Raw genomic sequence first — 26,217 nt, 5'->3', positions numbered from 1 at the left:
CATATTTATTTAGAAATGACTTTGTATAATCTTTATCTATAAGAACAAATCTAAGTGTAAAAAAATAGCCTGTTTTTAGCAGCGAGTCTGTATGCTTTTTAAATACAATTCATGCATAAAATTCATAATTCTATTCGTAATTCAGCGTCTAATCCTCTCAAATCATTGTTGTTAAGCTCTGCGACCAGATTTTATTCATTTCATTTATGAAAATTCAATGGTTTTGAGATTGGAACTTTTATGCCTTCTTTTCATCAAATTGAGCAAAGCACATATGAACATTCAACACCTGCTTGGGGTGCCGTCTTTGTAATGTCGCTCTGCTGCGCAGTATTAATTGCATCTGAGTTCATGCCCGTAAGTTTACTTACCCCCATCTCTTTAGATTTAAATATGAGTGAAGGCCAAGTGGGTCAAGCAATCGCAATTTCTGGTATTTTTGCTGTGATGACCAGCTTATCGATTAGCCGTGTATTTAAGGCATGGGACCGACGACATATCATTTTATTACTCACCCTACTGATGATTTTCTCTGGCATAGTCATTACATTTGCCCATTCTGCGGCTTTGTTTATGTTGGGTCGTGCAATCTTAGGCGTAGTTATTGGTGGTTTTTGGGCCATGTCGACATCAATTGTTATGCGACTCGTTCCTCCGCTTTCAGTACCTAAAGCACTCGGTTTATTAAATGGTGGAAATGCGCTAGCCACCACAATTGCAGCACCATTAGGAAGTTTTTTGGGTTCAATTATTGGCTGGCGTGGTGCTTTTTTCTGTATTGTCCCCATCGCGATTGTTGCACTTATTTGGCAATTTAAAAGTATGCCCTCTCTTCCTGCAATATTGTCAGTTGAGAAATCTAAAAATCCATTTGGTTTACTAAAACGCCCAATTGTACTTTATGGGATGACCGGAATTTTATTACTCTTTATGGGCCAATTTGCGCTATTTACCTATTTACGCCCATTTCTAGAAAACGTTACTCATGTCGATGCGACAATGCTATCCATTTTATTATTAATATTGGGTTTAGCAGGTTTAGTGGGTACATTTATAATTAGTTTAATCCTCCACCAACATGTTTATCGTTATCTGATTCTTATTCCATTCATTATGGCAGTGATTGCTGGAGCTTTTGTGTTTGGTGGTGAACATTTATAGTTTGTTGCCATATTGATGGGGTTATGGGGCTTTATTGGAACGTCGGCACCTGTTGCATGGAACACGTGGCTTGCCCAAACACTACATCAAGATGCCGAAATTGGTGGTGGTTTGATGGTTGCGATTATTCAATTTGCAATTACTCTAGGCGCAACTATAGGCGGATTGTTATATGACTCACATGGCTATAGCGTCACGTTCTATATGAGCGCAACTATTTTGCTATTAGGCGCGCTGACTGCCTATATTACATGGCGGAATGCTACTCACGTAACACATCAATAACCAACCGTAATGCAGGTGAAAGTTGTCTGCGATGTGGATAGTACAAATGGTATCCAGGAAACTGGATACTGTACTCTTCCAAAACTTGAATCAGCTTCCCTTCTTTTAGATCTTCTCGAATCAAATCTTCTGGAATATAAGCCAGTCCAAATCCAGCTCTAACCGCCTCGACGATATCGTAGCTTTCATTAAATATCCATTGCCCCTGAATTTTGATTTTTGTCTCTTGACCATCTTTCACAAATTCCCACGCATACACACTGCCTTGGGTCGTTAGACGAAATCCAATACATTGATGACTCACTAAATCTTTAGGTGTTTGTGGAATTCCATATTTTTCAAAATATGCTGGTGTTGCTATTACCGCCATTTTGACATCTGGACTAATACGTACCGCAATCATGCCATCAGCTACGCGGCTTCCGAAACGAACGCCTGCATCAAAGCGCTCTGCCACAATATCGACCATCCCACTATTGGCAGTTAGTTCAACTTGCACATCTGGGTAATCACCCGCAATCTTTTTAAGTTTTGGAATCAGCACTTCCCGTATCGCATGGCTACTAGCATTAATCCGAACCGTACCAGCGGGTTGGTCTCGAAATGAAGTCAAAAGTGATAATTCATTATCGATTTGGTCAAAACTAGCACTAATCGTTTGTTTCAACCTTTCGCCTGCTGCTGTAGGTGAAACACTACGTGTAGTTCTGGTCAGGAGTAACATTCCCAAACGTTCTTCTAAACCCCGAATGGTATGGCTTAGCGCAGATTGTGAAATTCCCATTTTCCCTGCGGCTTTAGTAAAACTACCCTCTCTTGCCACCATTAAAAAAGCATAAAGATCATTATAGTTTTCTTTATTTATCATCTGCTTTTATCTCTGTTCAAGGTTCAATATCATTATAGAGTATAAAACTATTCATGAATATTACTCATAAGTCCATGTTTGTTTTTTAGACTAATTATTAAAAAGAAGATTCGTTAAAATCCATATCAAGCAGTAAACATGAAGATTTAAATAAACTGAGGCGATTATTATGAGGCATTTTATTATTGTAAAAAATTAATGAATTCCACTCATATCTTTACGTTAAAGAATAAATAGCTTCATTGTATTTATATGCTTTTTTCTTAAAGAAGTGAGGTGATTTGATATGGCTAATCATAGGTTTTTTAAAGGCTTAGTCAGCCTATGTGCTTTGTTCTCAGTTACTTTCGCTTCTTATGCAATAAAGCCTCAAGATAAAAATCAACAAAGGGTATCGATGATGAAAATCCGTATTGATATTGATGGAACACAGCAACCGCTATTTGCCACATTAGCCATGTCACCTACTGTTGAAGATTTTGCCAAGCAGCTTCCACTGACATTAACACTTAAAGATTATGACTCCACTGAAAAAATAGCTGATCTACCCACCAAGCTAACTACACAAAACGCGCCTCATGGATATGCCGGAAAAGCGGGTGATCTTACCTATTATGCTCCTTGGGGTAATCTGGCTTTTTTCTATAAAGATTCTCATGTTGGTTATGCCAATGGCCTTATTTTTCTTGGAAAACTAGATGCTATTCCCCAAGCATTCAAGCAAAACCAACCGATCAAAATTTCAATTTCACAAATCAAATAAGCATGCACCTACTCACCCATTCACATTGTTTAAATTGAGGTATTTATGACTACATCTCCCTTTTTTAAAAAGCTTAAAACACATACAGCGGCGGCAGTTTGTGCAGCAACAATTGGATTATTTTCTTCAACTTCAGCTATGGCAGCAGACATGAGTAACGGCGCGAATAATTTTTATCAAAGTCAGCAAGTGACTATTCAAAAAGTGACTTTTAAAAATCAATACAATATGGATATTGTCGGCAATCTGATTATTCCCAAAAATTTGAATAAAAAGACTAAAGCCTCTGCAATTGTAATCGGTCACCCGATGGGGGCTGTAAAAGAGCAAAGCTCTATGCTTTATGCACAAAAACTGGCTGAACAAGGTTTTGTGACGTTAGCAATTGATCAATCATTTTGGGGCGAAAGCGCGGGCCAACCAAGAAATGTGGTTGCACCAGACATTTATGCAGAAGCGTTTAGTGCCGCTGTAGATTATTTGGGAACACAATCTTTCATTGACCCTAATAATATTGGTGTACTGGGTATTTGTGGAAGCGGGAGCTTTGTCATTAGTGCAGCAAAAATTGATCCGCGTATGAAAGCGATAGCAACTGTCAGCATGTATGATATGGGTGCAGCAAACCGCAATGGTTTACGTCACTCACAAACCTTAGAGCAAAGAAAGCAAATTATTGCAGAAGCCGCTGCACAGCGTTATGTTGAATTTAAAGGTGGTGAAACCAAATATACCAGCGGAACCACGCATGAGCTAACAGTAGATACACACCCTATTCAACGTGAATTTTACGACTTTTATCGTACTCCACGCGGAGAATATACGCCTAAAGGCTCATCGAGAGAGCTTACGACTCACCCAACGCTCACAAGTAATGTCAAATTTTTAAACTTCTATCCTTTTAATGACATTGAAACGATTTCACCACGTCCAATGCTATTTATTACTGGTGATCAGGCCCACTCAAAAGAGTTTAGTGAAGAGGCTTACAAACGCGCAGGCCAACCAAAAGAACTTTACTACGTTAAAGGCGCTGGACATGTTGATTTATATGATCGAGTCGATCTCATTCCATTTAATAAATTAACCAGTTTCTTTAAACAGAGCTTGAAGTAAGAAAAATGATAGAGGCTCTCTAAGGGCCTCTAGCTTTTTAATTAAGTTAATGAAACTCTTGTACCAAGCTATTAATATGCGCCACCGCAGCAGTTCGGTTTTCAACACAAAGTTTTTCAAAAACATGCTCTAAATGTTTGTTCACCGTCCGTGGACTAAGCTCTAAAATTTCTGCAATATCTTTATTGGTTTTCCCTAACAACAACCAGTGCATGACTTCTGCCTCACGTTGAGTCAACTGTGGGCAATATTTCAAAATATCAGCCATTTCCAAAGCTGGTGTAGAAGTTTTTATCTGGATAAGATAATTTTTAGCCACACTTGGCTCACTCTCCCACGGCGTGAGCAATAAAAGCTGTAATTGCTGAGATGGTGTTGAATAAGAACAGCTGGTTAATTTTTTGGGGTCTTTTTCTTGCTCTAAATCTGAAAACCAAGCTTTTAAACCTGCTTCAAAACCCTCTAATTCAGGTAAATATTGATTCAGTAAATCGCTGGCTTTTTGAGTTTTCCACACAATTTTACCGTGAACATCTAGCGCGAGAATGGCTGTTTCCGTTGCATCAATCACCTGTTTTTGCTGTTGCAATAGTTTGGCATGTGCCAAATGTGTTTTTACCCTTGCTAATACTTCTTCAATATTTAGAGGCTTGGTTACATAGTCCACTCCACCGACCTGAAAACCACGCACGATATGTTCTGTCTCAGACAAACCTGTCATAAAAATGACGGGAATAAACTGCGTAATTGGGCTCGCTTTAAGCTGTATACAACTTTCAAAACCATCCATATGTGGCATATTGCCATCAAGTAAAATCATATCCGGTAAGCATCGGTGTGCAATTTCAATAGCACTTAATCCATCCGTTGTAACAAGCACGCGATAGCCTGCATGATCCAGACTTTCATGTAACAAGCCCAGATTTTCCGGCACATCATCCACAATCAGAATAACAGCCTGCTCGTTTGGCGAAGCTTGCTGAAAAGAAACATGTTGCGTACTCATTGCTTATCCTGAATCAATCGTTGCGCGTGTTTTAAATCAAACTTTCGAATAGCCTGTTCAAGCTGTTCCCATAATTCGTTATGCTCCGGAAAATTTTGCCGGCATTGCATTAAAGTCTGTTGAATTCCTCGAATATAGCCCTGCCCAATTAAATCATTTAATTGTTGCAAGCTTTGCGGTAAATCAAGCAGGTCTTTATTTTCAGGTTGTGTAATTGATGTATGAACAGCAGCTTGCTCCTGCTTAAACACCTTTACATCAAGTGCTTGAACTTCATCATTTTCAAGGAATGTCTCTGATTTGGAATCAATCCAAACTAAGCCTAACTTGTCTCCAATTTTACTCAACAACAAATTCAGGTCGATTGGTTTTAGCATAAAGTCTTCACTTAAGACTGCATCTTGTGGATTGACTTCGCGCTCGCCTGCATTGGCGGAAATAATTAAGATCGGCACATTGGTAATATTATTCTGACGTAATAATCGTGCTGTTTCCCACCCGCCCATCAAAGGCATATTTAAATCCATCAAAATCAGATTAGGTTGGAAAATAGGTACTCGTCTTAAACAGTCAATGCCTGACTCGGCTTCTTCAATTATAAACCCTAATGGTTTTAGAAAATTAGCAACCAAACCTCGGTCCACCGCTTCATTATCGACAACTAAAATTCGTTTTCGCTCGCCTTGATAGCCTGTAATCTGGTTGGAGTAAACATTAGAAATTGGATGAACCACTTCTTTTGAAGGTAAATAAAACTTAATCTTAAACTGAGAACCCTGATTGAGCTGACTAGCCACCGATAACTGCCCGCCGAGTAAATCGACTAATAATTTTACAATTGGTAGTCCGAGTCCTGTTCCGGTAAATCCGCCTTGTACTACATTACTGCCCCGTTCAAACGGGTTAAAGATTCGCTCTAAATCTGCTTCTGCAATACCACAGCCCGTATCTCTAATTTCAAAATACGCCGTTTGAAAACGGTACTCGACTTTCAAAGTAATTGTACCGCTCGTTGTAAACTTTAAAGCATTGCCCAGCAAATTGATGAGCACTTGCTCTAAGCGTTTTTTGTCGGTACGGACGTAATGCGGTAGGTTATCTCCAATTTCATAAACAAACTGTAAATTCTTCTGTTCAAACTGCGGCTGAAACATTTGAATAATCTGTCCAATAAAATTGGGGAAATGGACATCCACTACATTTAAAGAAATTTTACCTGTTTCGATTCGTGCTAAATCTAGTAAACCGTCAATCAGTGAAGTCAGATGTTGACCACTGCGGCTAATCACACCGAGCGCCATTTTTCCTTGTTCAGAGAGTTGCTCTTGTTTTTGAAGTAATTGGCTATAACCCAAAATACTATTTAGAGGTGTCCGTAGTTCGTGGCTAATGCCAATGACATAACGGCTTTTTGCATCATTGGCCCGTTCTGCTGCTATTCTGGCATCTTGTAAGTCTTTTGAAGTGACTTCATGGGCAGCAATTTCATCAATCAATAATGCTGTTTGTTGATGTGTCTCAATTTCAGCATTACGACGACTTTCATCGTTTAACACTAACCACCATGCAGCAACGCTCATCAATAAAAATAAAATCGTGTAAATTTTGACAAACAGCGTAAATAACTGCGGAACGGCTGCGGCATTAATGGCTTCTAAGTAGGTTTTTTCTTGGATATAAACCAGACTTAAACTCACTGCCAGAACAATAGACAACCCCAGAGTCAGTAATAAATACAAACTGACCCTGCTATTTAAACGGCTGGCCCAACGTTCTGGTAAACAGTGCCAAATGGCTTTTTTGAGTTGTACTGACCAACGTGCATCGGGTTTACATAAATCGTGACAGCGTGCTTCAAGTGAACAGCATAGAGAGCAAATCGTACCGTTATAGGCTGGGCAACCCGCCATATCGGCAAGTTCATAGTCCCGTTCACACACAACACAATTTGCAACCGAAGTCGCTTGAATTTTTTCAGGCTGGCGTGCAATGTAATATTTACCTTTGGTTAAGTAAGCAATAACAGGCACGCATAACACCGCACTCCCCAAAGCAATAAAACTCGCCAAGCCTTTCGCCATCAATCCGAAAAAGCCCAAGTAACTCAGCATCGATAACACTGAAGCAATCAGTAAGGCGCCCACGCCTACGGGATTAATGTCATATAAGTAAGCACGGCGAAATTCAATTCCTTTCGGGCTTAGACCTAAAGGCTTACAGATAATTAAATCGGCAACAACGGCGCCAATCCATGCCAAAGCAATATTGCTATATAGTCCCAAAATACGTTCAACCGCATGGCTAATCCCCATTTCCATCAAAACAATGGCAATAAACACATTAAAAAGAAGCCAAACAATTCGCCCTGGATGGCTATGAGTCAAGCGGGCAAAAAAATTGGACCATGCTAATGAACCAGCGTAGGCGTTGGTCATATTAATTTTAATTTGCGCCAAGCAAACCAGTGCTAAAGTTAATATTAAAGCTAGCTGAGGATTTGGAATAAACTGTTGATAAGCAACCCAATATAAATAAGTCGGATTGTCTAGTTCAGAGACAGGAATAAACAGCTGAAAAGCCAACACCATCAGCAGCATGCCCATTAGAACTTTTAGAAAACCAAAAATAATCCAGGATGGGCCACCTAAAAAAACGGCAAAACGCCATGCGGTTCTGTTTTTTTCTTGTTGGGGTAAAAAGCGTAAATAGTCGGCTTGCTCACCAATTTGGATCACAAATGAAAAAATAAGAGTGCACGCCGCACCAAAGTAATACAGATTAAAATCAGTCGAGTTTGAAACCGCACCAACAAAATGTAGGCTACTACTTAAAATTTGTGGCTGTTTCCAAAGTACAAAAAACCACGGTAATAACAGCAATAAGAGCCAGATTGGCTGAGTGACTGCCTGAACTTTATTAATAAAACCAATGCCTTTAACCACTAAAGGCAAAATCACTAAGGCAGAAATTAAGTAACCAATAACTTGTGGGATACCTAAAGCAAGCTCAAGTGCCATCGCCATAATGGCGGCTTCAAACGCAAGTAAAATAAAGGTAAAGCTGGCATAAATGAGAGATGTAATGGTCGAGCCAATGTAGCCAAAACCTGCACCACGAGTAAGCAAATCGACGTCTACATTATATTTTGCAGCGTAGTAACTAATCGGCCAACTGGTTAAGAATATGATGGTACATACGACAATTGCTGCCCAGACTGCATTGCTAAAGCCATACTGCCAAAGCATGGTTGCCCCAATGGCTTCCATAGCCAAAAAGCTAACGGTCGAAATTGCGGTATTGGTAACAGTCCAAGGTGACCATTTTCGTACTGAGGTGGGTGCGTAGCGGAGCGCATAATCTTCGATACTTTCATCTGCCACCCAAATATTATATTCACGGCGTGTTTTGATCACACGTTGTGGCGCTTGTTGGGGGTGTGAAGTATCTGGCATAACACTCATGTTTGGCATGTGGCTGCATTAAACCCAGCAATCCTTATGCCAAAAGTCATTTATCATGGCGATTTTTTCTAATACGCACATATACGCAAAATAACGTATTTTCAATTTTTCCCAAAAATCACACACTCAAATCCATCAAAAAACAATGATCAATATTTGTGTTGATTGACCGAAAATGATTGGGAGATTGATGTTATGAGTGTATCTGAACATCCAAATCTGGACACTGTGCAAGGTACAGATTCACAAAAAGCAGTGAATGAAACCTTAGAAGATTATACTTTACGTTATGCTCCACACAGCTTTCGGCGCTGGAGTCCCAAAGTTGTCGCTATTACTGCACTTGGTGGTATTGCCTATCTTGCTGACTTTTCTATTGGTGCCAGTATTGGTATGTCTTACGGAACAACCAATGCTGTTTTCTCCATTTTATTTGCAGCGATTATTATCTTCTTAACCGGCATTCCTTTAGCCTATTACGCAGCGCGCTATAACATCGACCTTGACTTGATTACCCGCGGCGCAGGTTTCGGTTACATCGGTTCGGTTCTTACCAGTATCATTTTCGCCAGTTTCACATTTATTTTCTTTGCCCTTGAAGGTTCAATCATGGCGCAAGGGTTATTGCTCGGTTTAGGTATTCCGCTTTGGGCAGGTTATCTCATCTCAACCATTATGGTCATTCCACTCGTCATTTACGGCATGAAAGCTTTAAGTAAATTACAAGTCTGGACTACCCCACTTTGGCTCGTTCTAATGATTGGTCCTGTAGCCTATCTGATTTACCAAGAACCTACCTTAGTTAGCCAGTTTGCAACGTTTACAGGTCATGAAGGTTTTGCACCTGTAGATATGGCAGCGATTATGCTCGGTGCGGGTATATGCTTATCTTTAATCATGCAAATTGGTGAACAAATTGACTACCTACGCTTCATGCCTGCAAAAACAAAAGAAAATAGCAAAGCATGGTGGGCAGCAGTTATTTCAGCAGGTCCGGGTTGGGTGATTTTAGGGGCAATCAAACAAATTATTGGAGCATTTTTAGGATTCTATTTACTTACTAAAATACCGGGCGTAAACAGCACTGAACCTGTTCAACAGTTTAATGCAGCGTTTCATGACATGCTTCCGGGTTGGGCTGCTTTAACACTCGCGGTTATTTTAGTGGTTATTTCTCAAATTAAAATTAATGTGACCAATGCTTACTCTGGTTCCCTTGCATGGACAAGTGCCTACACTCGTATTAGCAAACATTATCCGGGGCGTATTGTCTTTGTGATCGTAAACTTGGCAATTGCGCTTGCTTTGATGGAAGGCAACATGTTTGCGGTATTGGGTAAAATCTTAGGATTCTATTCAAACTTTGCGATTGCTTGGGTGGTGGTGGTTGCAACAGATATTTCGATCAACAAATATGTTTTAAAACTTTCACCAAAAGAACCGGAATACCGCCGTGACATGCTCTACAACGTAAACCCTGTTGGTATGGTTGCGTTCCTTGTATCAGCAGGCTTATCAATTGCAGCATTCTTCGGCTTACTGGGTAGTTTCCTAGCGCCTTACTCTCCAATTATTGCGCTTGTACTTGCCTTTGTATTAACACCAATCATGGGCCTACTAACCAAAGGAAAATACTACATCAAGTCACACGATGATGGCGTTAAAGAACCACGTTACGATGCTGAAGGTACACCAGTAGCAACTGTTTATCACTGCCGCGTATGTGAGCAAGGCTATGAGCGTCCAGATATTATGTTCTCTCACAAACATAACGGTACAATTTGTTCTTTGTGTAAAACACTCGATGCTTAACTCCCTTACCAATTAAAAAAAGAAGCTTTAAAGCTTCTTTTTTTATATCTGATGATTCTTAGCCAATCGGAAATAAACGTTCAGGCACTACATCTTTCATCACAATGGTTGAGATGAGCCTTTGCACACTTGGAATAGCAGATAATTTTTCATCGTACAAACGCTGAAAAGCCGGCAAATCTTTAGCGACCACATGTAGCAAATAATCTGGTTCACCAAATAAGCGTTGGGCCTGAATAATTTGCGGGATATCAATTACGGCATTTTCAAACTTCTCTACTGCCTGTTTATCACCTTCTTTAAGCGTAATAAAAACAATCGCTGAAAACTCAAAACCGACTAAGTTTGGGTCGAGTTCTGCCCGATAGCCTTTGATAGCTCCCGACTCTTCTAAAGCCTTCACTCGTCTGTGACAAGGTGAAATGCTCAAACCAACTTTTTCTGCCAATTCAGTGATAGATAATCGGCCATTTAATTGCAATTCAGCAAGAATCTTTTTATCTGTGCGATCCATTTAGAAAAATTTACCCCAAATGTATGTGATATGAGCAAACATTTAAAAGCACATTCTAAATACATGAGCATATTATTTTCAACAAGCTCGAATAAATAGGGATTTTTTCTAAACCACGGGCGAAACCTTTGGAAAATAGTTTGCCGAGATAAGTATATGGCTTTTAATATTTTTATTGCATTTTGGAGTGTCTCTATTCTTTTTATTATTACACCAGGGGCAGACTGGGCCTATGCCATTTCGGCAGGTATTAAGGGTAAAGTCGTCGTACCCGCTGTTGCAGGTATGCTATTTGGGCACTTTATTACGATTTTATTGGTAGCGGCTGGTGTTGGTCTGCTTGTAGCAAATAACCCAACTGCTTTGATGATTCTTACTGTGGCGGGTTCTGCTTATTTGTTATGGATGGGAATAAACTTATTACTTACCCCTCCTACTCCAAATCAGTCTGGTTCTGAAAAGGCTCAGTCATGGTTGAGCTGGGCAACTAAAGGTGTTTATGTGAGTGGCTTAAACCCGAAAGTTTTTTTACTCTTTTTAGCCTTGCTTCCTCAATTCATTGACACCACTGCTTCATGGTCAGTGACAACTCAAATTCTTGCCTTTGGTGTTGTCCACATGATTAGCTGCGCCATTATTTACTTAATGGTGGGTTATGGTTCGGAGGCCATTTTGAAAACCAGACCGCAGGCAGCACAGTTAGTCGGCCGTTTTTCAGGTGGTTTGATGGTCGTTATCGCTACATGTTTATTGATTGGGCAAATTTAAAAAGATATTCAGCAAAAAGTTACTGGCCTCCATTTCAGGTCAGTAACATGAATAATAAAATATAAGAAAAATTTATCTCATACGTTTGAGGTTATACGTCACAACGCCCCAAATCACCAGTTCTTGCCCCTCTTCAATATAAATATTTTGATAATCAGGATTTTCTGCTTTTAGCCACACTTTAGGAGGTTGAAATTGGGTATCAATCATTAAGCGCTTAACAGTGAAATCATTGTCGATAAGTGCAATCACAATATCGCCCGATTTAGCAGGAATACTACGGTCCACAATAAGCGGATCATCAATATCAATTCCGGCATCTAACATGGACAACGAATTGGCTTTGACAATAAAGGTGGCATTTTCATTTCTAATTAAGTACTCATTTAAGTCGAGTGCTTGTTCAATATCATCTTGTGCTGGCGATGGAAAACCCGCAGCCACGCGTTCTGTCGCCAAAGGGATATGGTAAATTTTATCGTTGTTCGGATGCACCTGCTGTATTTTTAGTTTTGAGGTGAAATCTGTCTGGTTATCGGTTTTGACATTATTCAGTAACCAATTTTTGATAAAGTTGACTTGAGACTCAGGAACACGAATCACTTTGGTGGGTTCATTGAACTGTGCTTTACGGCCGGCGTTTTCCCGTGCACCGCCATGCTCGAATTCTTTCTTCTTTGGCATATCGCCTCCATTTCACCGTTCAAATCCTACACAAACAATGTAACTTGAAAAAGTTACATTTTCAAGTTGACGAAATATTTTTTTTGCATAACAATAAATTTCATGATCAGATTTTAATCCATTTTGCTTTTAACAGGGATGTTAAAACAAAAATGGTAATTTGAAGAGAATCAAAACCTATTGTGAAATAGTCCTTATTACTGACTGTTTTGATTTTTATCAATGAAATTCTGAACACTTAAATATGAGTTAGATTCAGTTTTTGGTATGGAGACATGCGAAATGAAAAATCAACGTGATGCAGTTTTAGGTTATGCGAATGAACAACATGCCTACTATATCCGTCTTATTGAAAATGATGCGGTATTAGGCGAAAGCTATGGAATTTTCTGTGAAAATCCGGAAAGTGAAGCAGCCGAAAGTATTATGACGACATTATTTTTAAAGAAATCTTTTTGGATAAACGGCTCAGAATTTACAGATATTGTAAAAGGCCTACACCCTCTTACTCATTCATAAGTTTAAAAATAATAAAAAATAAAGGAGGCATAATGCCTCCTTTATTCTCAAAAACTGGTTGCTTAAGACGTAAAGCGTCCATAAGCATCGCGTTTTTGATTACGAGAGTTTTGTCCACGGCCATCTGAACGACCACGTCGATCATCATCGTCATCGTCATCGTCATCATAACGGCTACGGCCACGACCTCGGCTACTTGAACGACCACGATCATCGTCGTCATCGTCGTCATCACGGCTGCGACCACGGCCTCGGCCACTTGAACGGCCACGATCATCATCTTCGTCGTCGTCATAACGGCTGCGACCACGACCTCGGCCACTTGAACGACCGCGATCATCATCTTCGTCATCATCGTCACGACGGCTGCGACCACGACCTCGACCACTTGAACGGCCACGATCATCATCTTCGTCATCGTCATAACGGCTGCGACCACGACCTCGGCCACTTGAACGGCCACGATCATCATCTTCATCATCGTCACGACGGCTGCGACCACGACCTCGGCCACCTGAACGGCCACGATCATCATCTTCATCGTCGTCATCATAACGGCTGCGACCACGACCTCGGCCACTTGAACGACCGCGATCATCATCTTCGTCATCATCGTCACGACGGCTGCGACCACGGCCTCGGCCACCTGAACGGCCACGATCATCGTCTTCATCGTCTTCATCATAACGGCTGCGACCACGACCTCGGCCACTTGAACGACCGCGATCGTCATCTTCATCGTCGTCATCATAACGGCTACGACCACGACCTCGGCCACTTGAACGACCGCGATCATCATCTTCGTCATCGTCATCACGATTGCGACCACGGCCTCGGCCACTCGAACGACCACCGCGATCATCATCTTCGTCGTCATCGTAACGACTGCGGCTACGGCCTCGGCCACCTGAACGACCGCGATCATCATCTTCGTCATCGTCATAACGGCTGCGACCGCGACCATTGCGATCATCATTCTTATGACTTAAAGCACCAGCTTCACGAGCCTCTTCCGAGGTAAATTCATGTGCATTACCACTAGCGTGTGCAGCTCGACCAGCTTCACGAGCTTCTTCTGAAGTAAATTCATGTGCATTACCACTTGCATGCGCAGCACGCCCACCTTTACTGGCTATTTCTCTTACTCTTTCAGGATCCATACTTGCAAATCCACGATTTGAAGTACCTGAACTATTGTTATCGTGATCTTCATATCTAGTATTAGCCATAGTTATATCTTCCTATATTTAAATTATAGTAGCTACCGCTTTTGTTGAACGGATAAATTTAAGATAAGAGATTTAAAATATTTTTATACCTATGCTATGTTTCAACCTTTTTAAATGTATATAAATTAAAATACGTAAAAAACTCTAAGATGATTATTTAAATAAAGATTTTATCAATTAAAATATTTATAAAATATTCTATAGTTTTACTTTTTAAATACTGGCCATACTTATTATTACTCAATCCTACATAATAATATATTTTTACAAATGCCTTTAAAAGATCAATGTGAATAACATAAACTTTCACAATGTACAAATCAATAATAAACAAAAACATCTTAACAATTGAAGAAACAAATAAAAAATACAATTAAAATTATTTAAAAACAATAACATAATCAATTACTTTTTCAGAAAAAATTTACTTGAGTGAGCAAAATCAAGATTTAAAATTAAAATATAATATTTATGAGAGATGAATCATGCAATTACCTCAAACTCAGTCATCGCTACAATACATTCATATTTCTGTACCTGAAATTTTACTTAGTAATATACAAATTAAAAATATTTGGCAAGATTATAACCAAGAATGGAGCTATAGATTAGATCCACCTCATGCAAGCCATCCTTTCCAAAGAGATTTACATATTATTAAATCAAAAAATATTGAGAAAGAAGATATAAAAGAACCATTTGATAATTTAGTAGCTAAAAATAAACCAGAATTAAAATCTATAGTAGAAGCAGAAACCGTAATAAAAGAAATTTTAGATTTATCGGATTATATACCTATAGAAAATTGGTTAGAGGATACAGGTAATCGATCAATTATTGAAAGTATGATTGATAAAAACAAGGTTAAATTATTGGATATTATTTAATAAAAATTTAGATGTTATATTTTTTTACATCCTTATATATAAAATAACAAAGACAACTTTTTAAAAAAGACTATTTACTTATATTCACGTGCATATTAATCACTATAAAGGGACTGAAATTTAAATAGAGGTAGTCTAGACATGGAAAATACAACAAATGAGTATCCAACAGCAGTTCCAGCACAAGTTCAACCTCATCAGCCAGGCGATCAGGAGAAGATGCATCCTGAACCAGAAATCATTAAAGCATCTCATAAAGGTAGTGAGAAACTAAAAGGCAAAGTTGCCGTCATTAGCGGTGGCGATAGCGGTATTGGCCGTTCGGTTGCCGTATTGTTTGCCCGTGAAGGCGCCGATATTGCAGTTCTGTATCTTGAAGAGGATCAAGATGCTGAAATCACCAAACAACTTGTTGAAAAGGAAGGACAGCACTGTCTTCTATTAAAAGGTGATATTTCCGATGCAGACCTTGCAAAACAAAATATTGATAAGGTTTTACAGCATTTTGGAAAAATTAATATTTTAGTAAATAATGCTGGAGTTCAATATCAGCAAAAAGAAATTGAAAGTATTAGTAATGAACAATTAGAAAAAACATTTAAAACAAATATTTTTGCCATGTTTTATTTAACCAAAGAAGCGATTCCTTATATGGAAGAAGGTGATAGTATTATAAACACCACCAGCATTACCAGTTATCAAGGTCATGATGAGCTCATCGATTATGCGAGTACTAAAGGTGCGATTACCTCTTTTACTCGTAGCTTGTCGAACAACTTAATGAAACAGAAAAAAGGTATTCGCGTAAATGGTGTGGCACCAGGGCCAATTTGGACTCCTCTCATTCCAAGCAGTTTCGATGCAGAAACGGTTGAGAAATTTGGTAAAGATACACCAATGGGTCGCATGGGTCAGCCAAGTGAAGTCGCCCCTGCTTACCTTTTTCTTGCCTCAGATGATGCAAGTTATATTACGGGTCAGGTAATTCATGTAAATGGCGGTCAAATTGTTAATGGCTAAGCGCTAACGTCATTTAGAAAAAGCCCTGAAAGCTTCAACTTTCAGGGCTTTTTTATTTAAGCCGGTACGTGTGCGGCTATTTGTTCTCGTGACCAAACACGATGAGCTTTAATCAGATTTTTAAATTTTTCTGCAATATGCTGGAACTCATCCTCAACCAAAGTTCCTTCATCTGCAACTAAACCGAGTGGTTCAAGCAAATCAGATTTATTGCCTAAAAATGCAATTGGTTTTAAATGCTTATAAGCTTCTAGTACATAATGGCGCGCTACACCATCTTGCATCACTGCATTTAAATTATCGCCATCTGGAACAATTACAGCATCATAAGCAATTGAAGGTTCAGCCATTTGCATACCATCAGCTACAATAATATTGTCTTTATGGTCTTTTACTGGAGCCAAGCTCGGCGCTAGTAAATGAACAACTACACCTTCTTTAATTGCCCAATTTTTAATTGCTTCAAGTGTATCTGACTTCACAAGATTATGAATAAGCACAGCGACTTTTCTACCTTGAATGTCTTCAGGAGGGAAAGCTAAAAAAGACAACTTGGCAGATTTTTCAATTGCTGTTTTCTTATAATCTAAGGTTAAATCCGGCACTTCAATACCTAAATTCGCACCGACTTGACGTGCCAGATCGAGGTCGATATTTGCCAAAATTTGTTGAACTTGGCGCTCACGAATATGTTTTCTTTGAACTTTACTTAACTCAAAAGTATAGGCATCGACCACATGTTTTTGCTCATGCGGCGCAAGGCTTTTGTAATAAAGTCGAGGCTGTGAGAAATAATCAGAAAATGTCTCACTTCTTTGACGAAGTTTATGTCCGCTGATTTTTTCAGGATAACTTTCAAAACCACCATTTGATGCTGCTGGCGGTGTCTCAACTGGCCAATTTCCATCGATCGAGTTTGGTTGATATGAAGCTTGACCTTTATGAATGGTATGTTGATGAATGCCATCACGTTGATTGTTATGGAATGGACACACAGGTTTGTTAATCGGAATTTGGTGAAAGTTTGGTCCACCTAAACGGCTTAACTGGGTATCTGTATATGAAAATAGACGTGCTTGTAAAAGTGGGTCATCTGTAAAATCAATACCAGGCACTACATGACCCGGACAGAAAGCCACCTGCTCTGTTTCAGCAAAGAAGTTATCTACATTTCTGTTTAAAACAAATCGACCAATTGGCGTAACAGGGACTAATTCTTCAGGAATAATTTTTGTTGGATCAAGCAAATCGAAGTCAAAGTTCATTTCATCTTCTTCTTCGACAATCTGCACCCCGAGTTCCCATTCTGGATAAAAACCTTGCTCAATCGCTTCATAAAGATCACGACGGTGGAAATCTGGGTCTTTACCAGCAAGTTTTTGAGCTTCGTCCCATACGAGCGCACTTAAACCTTGTTTTGGTGTCCAGTGAAATTTCACAAAGTGTGATTTACCTTCGGCATTAATTAGACGGAAGGTATGCACACCAAACCCTTGAATTGAACGTAAATTACGTGGAATCGCACGGTCTGACATTGCCCAAATTACCGCATGTGCAGATTCAGGTACTAAAGACACAAAATCCCAGAAAGTATCATGTGCAGTTGCACCAGTCGGGATTTCTGTATCTGGTTCAGGTTTTACTGCATGGACAAAGTCCGGAAACTTAATACCGTCTTGCACAAAAAAGACTGGGGCGTTATTACCAACTAAGTCGAAATTACCTTCTTGGGTATAAAACTTAATTGCAAAACCGCGAATATCACGGACAGTGTCGGCTGAACCACGCGGCCCTTGCACTGTTGAAAAGCGTACAAAAATTGGAGTTTGAATGGTTGGGTCTGTTAAGAACCCAGCTTTGGTCAAACGTTCATTTCCTTCATAAGCCTGAAAATAACCATGCGCCCCTACACCACGAGCATGCACAATACGCTCAGGTATACGCTCATGGTCAAAGTGGGTGATTTTTTCTCTTAAGATAAAATCTTCCAACAAGGTCGAACCACGAATACCCGCTCTTAAGCTATTTTGGTTATCAGCTATTTTAACACCTTGATTTGTGGTTAATGCCTCATTGGTTGCATCATCTCTTACTGTGTCTAACTGTTCAGTTTTCTGGGTAGTATTGGCTTTATTTGCTGCATCGGCACCAGCCATTTCACTTGTTTTATTAGTTAATTTAGTTTTGTCGTTCATGTCCATTACCTATGTTTTGAAAGTTAAACTTGGGTTGAAGTTGAAAACGTTTATCAAACTAGTTTTTAAACGTCCCTAAATAAGGAAAAAGAAGTTCTACGTATTTACGAGTACTCCAAAGACCAATACTTTTATGATGAGAATCAGGGGCTAGAAACGGAGTAAGTTTGCATATTTTTATTGCAAGATCACTTGATTGCAGCACGCGCTCTTGCAGTGCATCAAGCTCGCCATCAGAGATATAGCTAAACAGATAATCTTGAATACGCTGGCTATTCTTTAGTTCTCTGCTGTATGCCAAGAAGTTAGAAGAATGATCACTACCAGCGATCCAGTCATGAATAATTTGACGCTCTACAGGGTTAAATACCCCAAACATTTTTCCATTTTCTTCATTAATCATCCGCCAGAACACGCTCTGTTCAGGGTCGGTATTAAATTTAATCCATTTCTGTTCAGTTAAATGATTGATCAATCCTGCAATATCATCGGGGTTTGATAACCATTGATTAATAGTTTTGCAGCCAAACTGTCTGGTTTCGTTATGAATTAACTGACCGACAAGTGCTTTTCTTTTCAAAATTTTATGAACAAAGTCTTCAAGACTTAAATTCTTTATAATATTTGAAGAAGATTCACCACGGTTATTCAAGGCAAAACCTTGTTTTAACTTGGTAAAGAAGAGCTCTTTATCCCTGTATTTATTGTAAATATCTTCAATAACCTTAATCGCTTTATAAGCATGGCCATTGTCAATATTGTCGATAGTAATGTGTAAATTAAAGTATTTAGAATCGATACCTAATTCAGCAAGCTCATAATTTGAAATTAAAAGATGCAGAGGAAGCTGCTCATAACCTAAGTTAAAACCAACAATTTCTGGAATAAACTCAGGCGGTGCATACCCTAATGCAAGCTGTACTACGGCTTGATGGTAATAATCATCTTCTAAAAGCAGGTCGAAACTGTCGAGTCCAAGACTACGTAAAAGATCATCATAGATACACACATGATTCGCTTTCGGTTCACCTAATCCAAGCTCTTCCAGATAAGTAATAATAAGTTCATGAAAGACAGGATCATTCCAGTAATGTACAGAGCTATATAGCCAAGCACCATCTACTTTTTTGGTCGGAGATACCTTTATTAAAAACTCAAACGCCTGAGCAACATTCTGAAAATACTCTCTACCATGACCATCTTGTCTACGATTTAAATATGCCTGAAATTCCTGACAATTTTTTTTATTATCGTTTTCACACCATTCTTTAATCGAATCGATACTTGAAGGAAAATCTATTTCCGTCATCTCTAGTTTATCTATTTCTTTAATAAGAAAATCTCTTGCCTTTTTCTCTTTCTCAAAACTTGAAACATCAGGGTCAAGAAAAAAAACAAACAATTCATAATAATTTTGTTGATTATCTTGTAATAAGTCTAATAATCTTTTTTTCACTACAACAGGCATTTTCATTCTCCGTTTGTGAGATATCAATTACCATACGTCACCCTAACTATAATCAAGTTTTAACTTTGTTATTTTGCGTTATTAAAAATTAAGATCAAACCTGAAAATTAAAATATTTCAACAACATAGTTACTAACGCAAAATTACATTTAAACTTTTAGAATTATTTAAGCTGCTGTTTTTATATAAAATTTGCAAAACTTAATCTAAACTTACATTAGTTTCACCATCAAAATTATAAACATTAAAAAAATAACAAAGCAAATAGTTATATATTTTTATAACATTTTAAAAACAATTTAAGGGAGAATTAAAATGTTTAATTCATGTTGTAAATTATTAGCTAAGGAAAAAATTAAAATTGCTTTTTTTGAAAGTGCTTCTGCCGGCTATCTGGCTTACCGCTTCTCTTTGAGCCCTTATTCGGGGGATATATTGATTGGAAGCCTTGTGAGTTATGATCTTCGTGTCAAAGAAAATACCCTACATATTTCAGAAGAACTTATTGAAAAATATACAGCAGAATCAATGCAAGTAACTGTTGAAATGATTAATAAAGGAAAAGAGCTTTTACATGCAGATATGTATGTTGCATGTACGGGTCTACTCAAAAAAGGGGGTTCCGAAACACAAGAAAAACCAGTAGGAACGTTCTTTTATTCAATATATTATAAAAATAATTTTTATAATTTTAGGCGTGTATTAAAAGGACCAGCTTTTTTAAAGCTTAGAAAGTTGACTTACTACATTACTCAAGATATAAAATTTATTATATTAGATAAAAAAACACCTTAACCTATATAAAAGATAACAAATATACATTTAGACATATTTATTATCTTTTTTAAATGTTGTGTACTGAAATGTAATTTATTAAACATTCATATTAATAATGTTTATTCTAAAAAATTACTTATATTAAAAATCAGCAATTTATTCAAATTTTAAATTTACAGTTAAATATAGGGTAACACCCCTACCCTACACATTTAAAATCTACATGTTTTAATAAACCTATCTGAAGCTCTCAGATAAAACACATCGTCATAATTGATATGAGGTATTAAAAAATGAGCACTACTAATAATCAAGCAAATCAACGTAATAATCAGCAGCAACAACAGCAAAATGACAACCGTAATCAACAGCAACACGGTAACCAACAGCAAAACGATCAACAGCAACAAAATAATCAGCAGCAACAGCAAAATGATAACCGCGGCCAACAACAAGGATCTAACCAAAAAGATTCTGGCCAACAAAACTCAAATAACAACCAACAACGCTAATCGTTTTTAGTTGTTCTTTGATGCGGTCAATCATTTAGGAAGGTGAAAGCACCTTCCTAAATCAAAATATAAACATAAAATTCAATAAAATATGAGGGAATTCTGATGACAGATCAAAATACAGATCATGCTCAACTGGTAGCTGGCGATCATAACTATTCTGACTCTCGCTGGCGTGAAAGCTATCTTACTCGTCCTTATTATCAAGAAGCGCAATTAACTACACCAGATCTAGATTATGATCGTGATTTTTCTGCAGCTTATGAACTTGGTCATCGGGCTCGTTCTGAATCTAAAGAAGGAACTCAGTTTGAAGATATGGAAGGTAGCTTAAAGCAAAAATGGGAAGAGCTAAAAGCCGAGTCCCGCCTTAAATGGGAACACGCTAAACAAGCGATTAAAGATGCATGGGATGATATGTAACATTCTCAACTGGTCCAAAGCTATAAGCTTATTTCCTATTGGCCCTGGGAAATAGGCTTTTTTATTGTTTTAAAAATATGGTGGCATATTAAAATTATGATTAAGGTACTGATTTGCTAAATTTGGATCATCAAAAACTTCTTTCTTAAATTGTACGCTCACGGTTGTAGTGAGTACATGAGTCGGCTTAATAGTCACTTCCACTACATATTTATTTTGCTCGTGCTTAGCTTTTACGCCATAAATTTCAGAATCATTAATGCAAGTTCCATCTGTAAAATATACAAACATACGTACTACCTTAAATATCACTAAACATAAAGGTCCTATCAAACATAAAGCCTGACTCAGTTAATCTGGTCAGGCTTTCCTCAAAATCAACTTTGATTTTTTTTAAAATATTCAATTATTTCTTCCCCATTATTTACAGGCTTTTTCTGCGAGGGGTAAGTTTCTTCGTAGGCATAGGCGGGTAAAGTAATTTTAGCTCGAATTGGGGGTAATTTCTCTTGGCCCCCTGTGGTAATTCGCTCAATAAAACCAGCCAGCCAAAGTACAAATTCTTGAGTATTCTTACTTTTAGGAATAAGACTTAAATCCAATTTAATTTTTGACTCTTGCAAGGGCTTTATGAGTATTTCGGCAAAATCAATATAATTATATAAAAGCTTTAACTTTGTCCCCTTTATTTCTTGTCTGAGTTCGATCATCAAGTTGTTAAGATCTTCCATTGGATCATCTGTAAAACCTTTTTTTTCTTTAACATTTTGATATATTTTCTCAGCTATTTTTAAATATTGGGGCATATCCTTACCTTTATAGTTCATTATTACTAAAATGAATTTTGGATGAATATAAGTAAGCTATTGTGTTTGTTTTATTAACTTTTTGAAAAGATATATTCATTTTACAACAATTCAGTAACATTAAAAATTCCAGTCATTTAAACAACATAAATTATTGATTTATATTTTATTTTAAAATATTTGATTACTTGTTAAGTTATATTCTTTAGATAAAATAACGATAAAAAAAGCCCACTTATAAAGTAGGCTTTTTTAGTAAAAACTAATTTATTACGAGTTTTTATTCATATCATGAGAGGTCGCTGGATCACTTGCTCCATGCATGCCATCATTTCTTGAATTACGGTCTTGGCAAGCACTCATGCCCATAGCAATTGCCAGCACCATACTTACTGCACAAAATATTCTTACCATTTAAATCACCTTTATAAATATTAAAATGTAGGTTTATGAATAACATTATCTTATGTTGGCCTACCGCAGTGGTTCTCTTAACTTTTGTAGATTATGCAAGCTTTTGTAAAAACCCAAAAATATGATTAATAAAATTACATTTCTTGCAATTGAAATTTTGGTTATTTTTTGGCATGCAGTGTTTATACTACATCGTCTAGGTTATAAAAATCGAATTATTAAATAGTTTAGCCAAACGATACATCTAATTAATGACATTGACATACTATACAAATAAACAATTAATAAATATTTGATATATAAGATTAAAAAGCAACTCCAAAGGTGAAATAAAAAACAGTTATATACACATTATATTTTTTAATTTTTCTATTTTCTAAATAAAAACAGGCAAATATTTATATCAAATTATATAAATCAATCTTTTATTTTTGCAATTGACCCACCCCAATGCTCAGCTTATGATGCTCGCGCTGACCAATTTTGTCAGTCGGTTTTAGCAGACCGTCTACCTAAGTGCACTAAAAAACACGTTTTTTGGTGTGATGCCCCTCGTGCCTTTGATGGAGGAACGAGAGTGGGACACCTTCGGGTGTGCTGGTTTCTTAGGTATCAGTCTGCTAACCCTCTTTCGTTTCGCCACCATAATGATTAGCAATGAGTGGGCATAACTTCTTTTAATCAAGGAGTCACTCATGACTATTCTATATTTTTTACGTACTTTTATTGATTTTACTTACATTCGGCATTTTTTATTTGTTCAAGCATTTTTAGAGATCGTACCCATTTCTCAAAAATAAAAACTTTCTATAGAGTTCAAAAATCGTTTACTTAAATCTTTTTTCTACCCTTTTTATATAAGTTTGGGTTAAAAGTTTTAAGTATTCAAATACCACATAAAGATTAGAACTTCTATCAACATCACTTAACGATAACAACAACCCATGCAGAGTAACAACAATGTTTTTTCTCTATCGTTTTGTTTTGGTGAGCCTTGTTACACTCAGTGTTTTAAATCTGATGGGCTGCAGACCCATGAGTAAAAATGAATTTAATACACGTTGTGTTGGGGCGGGACATGACCTTTCACAGTGTAATTGTATCTATAGCTCGTTAGAGCAGCACTATTCACCACAATTTGTAGAAAGCTTACCAAAAGTGAGCTTGCAGAATATTGATACTAAAATGAATTTTGTAGAAACAATGAATAAAACTATGCAACAGTGCCAATTTAGTGCAAGGAAACAATGAGTTACTGTATAGGAGCATGCTCTACCAAAAAATCTAAAAATGCGCGAACACGATTTGGAACATATTTATCATGACCAATCCAGACAGCATGGAATTCTTCACAAGCATGAATATTCCAGTCTTCAAGAATCTTGATGAGTTGCTTTTGCTGTATTGCTTTTTGAATTTGAAATTCATTCAGCTGAGCAATACCAACACCTGACACTGCTAACTGTAAAATTGCTTCACCCTGATTTACTTTTAAAACTCTAGATGGCGTTAAGTTAATTTCCTGAGTTGCTTTTTTGAATAACCAGGTTTTGTTCTGGCGTTGATAACTTACATCTAAAAGCCGATGTGCATGTAGCTCATCCGGATGTTTGGGACAACCATACTTTTCAATATATGTAGGTGAACATACATAATATTTATGTGTACTCCCGAGTGAGCGAGCTACCAAATTGGAGCTTTTCAAAGGTCCTGTTCGAATCGCAACATCAATTCTTTGTTCAACTAAATTAATTACTTCATCACTCAAATGAGCTTCTAATTCAATTTCCGGATAGCGTTGATTAAACAAACTAATGCAAGGCAATAAAAAGTGAGTCCAATATGAAAAGCTGGTATGGATCCTAATTCGTCCTTGCGGTTTATGGTGAGCAGTAACAGATTGTTCAAGTTCATCTAAATTATTGAGTATTTGAAGGCCTTGCTCATAAAACTGACACCCTTCACTGGTAAGCTGAAACTGACGTGTTGAACGGTTCAATAGTCTGATGCCAAGTCTTTTTTCCAACCGAGAAATTAACTTACTGACTGCAGACGGCGTCATATCACATGCCCTTGCTACGGCTGAAAAACTTCCAAGCTCGACCACTCGAATAAAAATTGCCAACTCGCCAGATCGATTAATATCAAAATAAGACATAACAAAATTTATTTATGAATTGTATTCACAAATCTTATTCCGCTTAGCCCGCTATAACAAGCCAGCAATTTATTTAAAGATACCTTTAATTTGTTTTAAAGAGTTCACGAGATGAAACTTTCTCAAGCCACCGTATTTTCTTTGGTTTTATTTACAAGCTTTACACGAGCAGAAGTATCAAATAACCAATGGATCACGACTTGGTCTGCTAGCCCTCAAAAAGTCTGGAATAAAGATTTCGTTTTTCCGACACTCATTCCAGAGCAAATATCCAACCAAACAATTAGGCAGGTAAGCCAAATTAGTTTAGGTGGTGAAGCTGTTCGGCTTGTTTTTACCAATCAATATGGCGAGCAACCGCTTTATATTGATCAAACAACGATTGGTTTAGCGAACGCAGTAACTCCAAAATCTAAGAGCACCTATTCCGTTTATTTTTCTGGTCAACTTAAAGCAAAAATTTTACCTGGCAAACAACTGGTGAGTGATCCAATCAAGTTAGCTGTTCCCGATCATGCTCAATTGGTGGTGAATAGCTTTATTCAAAAGCCTACAACGTTTAAAACATTTCATTGGGATGCCAAACAAACCAGTTGGCTCATTAGTGGAAATCAGACAACAAATTTAAATGCGCCTACGAATGCAAAAACTACAACAGCACGATTATTACTGTCTGCAATCGAGGTAAAACCTAAACAGAAAGCTCGGGTGGTTGCTGTTATTGGAGACTCAATTACCGATGGAGCGACTGCAACCTTAGATGCGAATACGAGATGGACCGATTTTTTGGCTAAGCGTTTATCTCCCCATCAAGTAGCGGTAATTAATAGCGGAATTTCAGGAAATCGACTGCTTACCGATGGTATGGGCGATAGTGTTTTAAAACGTTTAAACAATGAAATATTTCAATATACAGATGTTAAAACTTTAATCGTTTTAATTGGTATAAATGATATTTCATGGCCCGGCACAGCGTTTGCTCCTAAACAGCAAATACCTTCTTTTGAAGCCTTAACTAAAGGTTATCAGCGTGTTGTAAATGAAGCTCACAAGCAAGGTATTCAGGTGATTGGTGCAACTTTACTTCCGTTTTCTGGTGCTTTACCCAATACGCCTTTAGATAATTACTATCAACCCAACAAAGATCAATTACGTCAGCGCATTAACCACTGGATAAGAACCAGTCATACATTTGATGGTGTACTTGATCTTGATGAAGGCTTAAAAGATCCAAAACATCCCAATCGTTTAAATCCCATTTATGATTCTGGAGATCATTTACATCCTAATGATCGTGGCAATCAACATATGGCGGAATTGGTAGATTTAGATCAAATTACTAAAAATTAATGATTGCCCCATCAGGTGAGC

At 37.7% G+C, this 26,217-nt stretch carries 24 protein-coding genes and 1 pseudogene; 13 read left to right on the top strand and 12 right to left on the bottom strand.

All coding sequences use genetic code 11. The annotated features are described in order from the left end of the window. Positions 1–240: 240 nt before the first annotated feature. Positions 241–1,446 (top strand): annotated as a pseudogene (locus tag CSB87_RS17440) (MFS transporter). Here the strand turns inward: CSB87_RS17440 and CSB87_RS17435 are convergent. Continuing rightward, on the bottom strand, positions 1,424–2,314 hold the full coding sequence (locus CSB87_RS17435; RefSeq protein WP_004887659.1) for a LysR family transcriptional regulator: 891 nt from the start codon (positions 2,312–2,314) through the stop codon (positions 1,424–1,426). The pseudogene CSB87_RS17440 and the gene CSB87_RS17435 sit on opposite strands and share 23 nt — an antisense overlap. A gap of 286 nt (positions 2,315–2,600) precedes the next feature. Between CSB87_RS17435 and CSB87_RS17430 the strand changes: the two genes are divergently transcribed. Further along, positions 2,601–3,077, top strand: coding sequence for a cyclophilin-like fold protein (locus CSB87_RS17430; RefSeq protein ID WP_004887661.1), 477 nt, complete (start codon positions 2,601–2,603; stop codon positions 3,075–3,077). A 45-nt stretch (positions 3,078–3,122) separates the two neighbouring features. Beyond that, complete coding sequence (locus CSB87_RS17425; protein ID WP_004887663.1) at positions 3,123–4,193, top strand: alpha/beta hydrolase; 1,071 nt, start codon at positions 3,123–3,125, stop codon at positions 4,191–4,193. 46 nt (positions 4,194–4,239) lie between these two features. Here CSB87_RS17425 and CSB87_RS17420 read toward each other — a convergent pair whose 3' ends face one another. Together CSB87_RS17420 and CSB87_RS17415 are read right to left on the bottom strand one after the other, a co-directional pair. Then, positions 4,240–5,199: a response regulator transcription factor gene (locus CSB87_RS17420; protein ID WP_004887665.1), complete on the bottom strand. Its 960-nt coding sequence runs from the start codon at positions 5,197–5,199 to the stop codon at positions 4,240–4,242. Then, on the bottom strand, positions 5,196–8,660 hold the full coding sequence (locus tag CSB87_RS17415; RefSeq protein ID WP_006580975.1) for an ATP-binding protein: 3,465 nt from the start codon (positions 8,658–8,660) through the stop codon (positions 5,196–5,198). The genes CSB87_RS17420 and CSB87_RS17415 overlap by 4 nt, the downstream gene beginning before the upstream one ends. Positions 8,661–8,855: 195 nt before the next feature. On the opposite strand from CSB87_RS17415, the gene CSB87_RS17410 reads away from it, so the two are divergent. Further along, complete coding sequence (locus tag CSB87_RS17410; protein ID WP_004709366.1) at positions 8,856–10,472, top strand: purine-cytosine permease family protein; 1,617 nt, start codon at positions 8,856–8,858, stop codon at positions 10,470–10,472. Positions 10,473–10,530: 58 nt separating this feature from the next. Here CSB87_RS17410 and CSB87_RS17405 read toward each other — a convergent pair whose 3' ends face one another. Beyond that, positions 10,531–10,986, bottom strand: a complete 456-nt coding sequence (locus tag CSB87_RS17405; RefSeq protein WP_000376211.1) for an Lrp/AsnC family transcriptional regulator — start codon at positions 10,984–10,986, stop codon at positions 10,531–10,533. A gap of 156 nt (positions 10,987–11,142) precedes the next feature. On the opposite strand from CSB87_RS17405, the gene CSB87_RS17400 reads away from it, so the two are divergent. Next, on the top strand, positions 11,143–11,754 hold the full coding sequence (locus tag CSB87_RS17400) for a LysE family translocator (RefSeq protein ID WP_002048382.1): 612 nt from the start codon (positions 11,143–11,145) through the stop codon (positions 11,752–11,754). Between the two features lie 72 nt (positions 11,755–11,826). Here CSB87_RS17400 and CSB87_RS17395 read toward each other — a convergent pair whose 3' ends face one another. Beyond that, the gene (locus CSB87_RS17395) at positions 11,827–12,438 is read right to left on the bottom strand and encodes a LexA family protein (RefSeq protein WP_001124839.1); all 612 of its coding nucleotides are present in this window, start codon (positions 12,436–12,438) and stop codon (positions 11,827–11,829) included. A 282-nt stretch (positions 12,439–12,720) separates the two neighbouring features. On the opposite strand from CSB87_RS17395, the gene CSB87_RS17390 reads away from it, so the two are divergent. Then, on the top strand, positions 12,721–12,957 hold the full coding sequence (locus CSB87_RS17390; protein WP_004709372.1) for a hypothetical protein: 237 nt from the start codon (positions 12,721–12,723) through the stop codon (positions 12,955–12,957). Between the two features lie 62 nt (positions 12,958–13,019). Here the strand turns inward: CSB87_RS17390 and CSB87_RS17385 are convergent, their stop codons facing one another. Beyond that, a complete protein-coding gene (locus tag CSB87_RS17385; protein ID WP_004887673.1) occupies positions 13,020–14,186 on the bottom strand; it encodes a KGG domain-containing protein in 1,167 nt (388 codons plus the stop codon). Positions 14,187–14,671: 485 nt separating this feature from the next. Here CSB87_RS17385 and CSB87_RS17375 point away from each other — a divergent pair, with 485 nt between their 5' ends. Both CSB87_RS17375 and CSB87_RS17370 read left to right on the top strand, forming a co-directional pair. Continuing rightward, positions 14,672–15,073 carry a DUF6367 family protein gene (locus CSB87_RS17375; RefSeq protein WP_004887676.1) on the top strand — a complete coding sequence of 134 codons (402 nt, stop codon included), beginning with the start codon at positions 14,672–14,674 and terminating at the stop codon, positions 15,071–15,073. A 141-nt stretch (positions 15,074–15,214) separates the two neighbouring features. Then, entirely contained in the window at positions 15,215–16,093 is an 879-nt protein-coding gene (locus CSB87_RS17370; protein WP_002048314.1) for an SDR family oxidoreductase, read from the top strand. A 56-nt stretch (positions 16,094–16,149) separates the two neighbouring features. On the opposite strand, the gene katE is transcribed toward CSB87_RS17370, so the two are convergent. Next, positions 16,150–18,294, bottom strand: coding sequence for a catalase HPII (gene katE / locus CSB87_RS17365; RefSeq protein ID WP_009501073.1), 2,145 nt, complete (start codon positions 18,292–18,294; stop codon positions 16,150–16,152). A gap of 52 nt (positions 18,295–18,346) precedes the next feature. Beyond that, on the bottom strand, positions 18,347–19,756 hold the full coding sequence (locus CSB87_RS17360) for an iron-containing redox enzyme family protein (RefSeq protein WP_004887679.1): 1,410 nt from the start codon (positions 19,754–19,756) through the stop codon (positions 18,347–18,349). A 315-nt stretch (positions 19,757–20,071) separates the two neighbouring features. Here CSB87_RS17360 and CSB87_RS17355 point away from each other — a divergent pair, with 315 nt between their 5' ends. From CSB87_RS17355 to surA1, 3 genes are all read left to right on the top strand, one after another. Next, positions 20,072–20,551: a CinA family protein gene (locus tag CSB87_RS17355; RefSeq protein WP_004887680.1), complete on the top strand. Its 480-nt coding sequence runs from the start codon at positions 20,072–20,074 to the stop codon at positions 20,549–20,551. Between the two features lie 275 nt (positions 20,552–20,826). Beyond that, positions 20,827–21,045, top strand: a complete 219-nt coding sequence (locus CSB87_RS17350) for a hypothetical protein (RefSeq protein WP_000108361.1) — start codon at positions 20,827–20,829, stop codon at positions 21,043–21,045. 105 nt (positions 21,046–21,150) lie between these two features. Then, complete coding sequence (gene surA1 / locus CSB87_RS17345) at positions 21,151–21,468, top strand: surface antigen protein 1 (RefSeq protein WP_002048358.1); 318 nt, start codon at positions 21,151–21,153, stop codon at positions 21,466–21,468. A 69-nt stretch (positions 21,469–21,537) separates the two neighbouring features. Here the strand turns inward: surA1 and CSB87_RS17340 are convergent, their stop codons facing one another. The 3 genes from CSB87_RS17340 to CSB87_RS19905 all read right to left on the bottom strand — a co-directional run bounded on the left by CSB87_RS17340 (position 21,538) and on the right by CSB87_RS19905 (position 22,688). Further along, positions 21,538–21,759 carry a hypothetical protein gene (locus tag CSB87_RS17340; protein ID WP_002048363.1) on the bottom strand — a complete coding sequence of 74 codons (222 nt, stop codon included), beginning with the start codon at positions 21,757–21,759 and terminating at the stop codon, positions 21,538–21,540. 86 nt (positions 21,760–21,845) lie between these two features. Further along, on the bottom strand, positions 21,846–22,274 hold the full coding sequence (locus CSB87_RS17335) for a hypothetical protein (protein ID WP_001136759.1): 429 nt from the start codon (positions 22,272–22,274) through the stop codon (positions 21,846–21,848). 270 nt (positions 22,275–22,544) lie between these two features. Then, positions 22,545–22,688, bottom strand: coding sequence for a hypothetical protein (locus CSB87_RS19905; protein ID WP_004887681.1), 144 nt, complete (start codon positions 22,686–22,688; stop codon positions 22,545–22,547). A gap of 960 nt (positions 22,689–23,648) precedes the next feature. Here CSB87_RS19905 and CSB87_RS17325 point away from each other — a divergent pair. After that, a complete protein-coding gene (locus CSB87_RS17325; RefSeq protein WP_004709395.1) occupies positions 23,649–23,939 on the top strand; it encodes a hypothetical protein in 291 nt (96 codons plus the stop codon). Between the two features lies 1 nt (position 23,940). Here CSB87_RS17325 and CSB87_RS17320 read toward each other — a convergent pair whose 3' ends face one another. After that, the gene (locus CSB87_RS17320; protein ID WP_004887683.1) at positions 23,941–24,846 is read right to left on the bottom strand and encodes a LysR family transcriptional regulator; all 906 of its coding nucleotides are present in this window, start codon (positions 24,844–24,846) and stop codon (positions 23,941–23,943) included. A gap of 111 nt (positions 24,847–24,957) precedes the next feature. On the opposite strand from CSB87_RS17320, the gene CSB87_RS17315 reads away from it, so the two are divergent. After that, positions 24,958–26,196: an SGNH/GDSL hydrolase family protein gene (locus CSB87_RS17315; RefSeq protein ID WP_006581665.1), complete on the top strand. Its 1,239-nt coding sequence runs from the start codon at positions 24,958–24,960 to the stop codon at positions 26,194–26,196. Positions 26,197–26,217: the final 21 nt, after the last annotated feature.

This window comes from Acinetobacter sp. AR_0276, assembly GCF_003000705.1.
Taxonomy (GTDB): domain Bacteria; phylum Pseudomonadota; class Gammaproteobacteria; order Pseudomonadales; family Moraxellaceae; genus Acinetobacter; species Acinetobacter nosocomialis.
The sequence above is the reverse complement of the archived record's forward strand: the minus strand, read 5'-3'. Positions and strand labels throughout refer to the sequence as shown.

What these genes read in the sequence shown, in the direction of transcription:
- CSB87_RS17435 (WP_004887659.1), bottom strand. Translation starts at nt 2,314, where the DNA reads ATGATAAATAAAGAAAACTATAATGATCTTTATGCTTTTTTAATGGTG.
- CSB87_RS17430 (WP_004887661.1), top strand. Translation starts at nt 2,601, where the DNA reads ATGGCTAATCATAGGTTTTTTAAAGGCTTAGTCAGCCTATGTGCTTTG.
- CSB87_RS17425 (WP_004887663.1), top strand. Translation starts at nt 3,123, where the DNA reads ATGACTACATCTCCCTTTTTTAAAAAGCTTAAAACACATACAGCGGCG.
- CSB87_RS17420 (WP_004887665.1), bottom strand. Translation starts at nt 5,199, where the DNA reads ATGAGTACGCAACATGTTTCTTTTCAGCAAGCTTCGCCAAACGAGCAG.
- CSB87_RS17415 (WP_006580975.1), bottom strand. Translation starts at nt 8,660, where the DNA reads ATGAGTGTTATGCCAGATACTTCACACCCCCAACAAGCGCCACAACGT.
- CSB87_RS17410 (WP_004709366.1), top strand. Translation starts at nt 8,856, where the DNA reads ATGAGTGTATCTGAACATCCAAATCTGGACACTGTGCAAGGTACAGAT.
- CSB87_RS17405 (WP_000376211.1), bottom strand. Translation starts at nt 10,986, where the DNA reads ATGGATCGCACAGATAAAAAGATTCTTGCTGAATTGCAATTAAATGGC.
- CSB87_RS17400 (WP_002048382.1), top strand. Translation starts at nt 11,143, where the DNA reads ATGGCTTTTAATATTTTTATTGCATTTTGGAGTGTCTCTATTCTTTTT.
- CSB87_RS17395 (WP_001124839.1), bottom strand. Translation starts at nt 12,438, where the DNA reads ATGCCAAAGAAGAAAGAATTCGAGCATGGCGGTGCACGGGAAAACGCC.
- CSB87_RS17390 (WP_004709372.1), top strand. Translation starts at nt 12,721, where the DNA reads ATGAAAAATCAACGTGATGCAGTTTTAGGTTATGCGAATGAACAACAT.
- CSB87_RS17385 (WP_004887673.1), bottom strand. Translation starts at nt 14,186, where the DNA reads ATGGCTAATACTAGATATGAAGATCACGATAACAATAGTTCAGGTACT.
- CSB87_RS17375 (WP_004887676.1), top strand. Translation starts at nt 14,672, where the DNA reads ATGCAATTACCTCAAACTCAGTCATCGCTACAATACATTCATATTTCT.
- CSB87_RS17370 (WP_002048314.1), top strand. Translation starts at nt 15,215, where the DNA reads ATGGAAAATACAACAAATGAGTATCCAACAGCAGTTCCAGCACAAGTT.
- katE (WP_009501073.1), bottom strand. Translation starts at nt 18,294, where the DNA reads ATGGACATGAACGACAAAACTAAATTAACTAATAAAACAAGTGAAATG.
- CSB87_RS17360 (WP_004887679.1), bottom strand. Translation starts at nt 19,756, where the DNA reads ATGCCTGTTGTAGTGAAAAAAAGATTATTAGACTTATTACAAGATAAT.
- CSB87_RS17355 (WP_004887680.1), top strand. Translation starts at nt 20,072, where the DNA reads ATGTTTAATTCATGTTGTAAATTATTAGCTAAGGAAAAAATTAAAATT.
- CSB87_RS17350 (WP_000108361.1), top strand. Translation starts at nt 20,827, where the DNA reads ATGAGCACTACTAATAATCAAGCAAATCAACGTAATAATCAGCAGCAA.
- surA1 (WP_002048358.1), top strand. Translation starts at nt 21,151, where the DNA reads ATGACAGATCAAAATACAGATCATGCTCAACTGGTAGCTGGCGATCAT.
- CSB87_RS17340 (WP_002048363.1), bottom strand. Translation starts at nt 21,759, where the DNA reads ATGTTTGTATATTTTACAGATGGAACTTGCATTAATGATTCTGAAATT.
- CSB87_RS17335 (WP_001136759.1), bottom strand. Translation starts at nt 22,274, where the DNA reads ATGCCCCAATATTTAAAAATAGCTGAGAAAATATATCAAAATGTTAAA.
- CSB87_RS19905 (WP_004887681.1), bottom strand. Translation starts at nt 22,688, where the DNA reads ATGGTAAGAATATTTTGTGCAGTAAGTATGGTGCTGGCAATTGCTATG.
- CSB87_RS17325 (WP_004709395.1), top strand. Translation starts at nt 23,649, where the DNA reads ATGTTTTTTCTCTATCGTTTTGTTTTGGTGAGCCTTGTTACACTCAGT.
- CSB87_RS17320 (WP_004887683.1), bottom strand. Translation starts at nt 24,846, where the DNA reads ATGTCTTATTTTGATATTAATCGATCTGGCGAGTTGGCAATTTTTATT.
- CSB87_RS17315 (WP_006581665.1), top strand. Translation starts at nt 24,958, where the DNA reads ATGAAACTTTCTCAAGCCACCGTATTTTCTTTGGTTTTATTTACAAGC.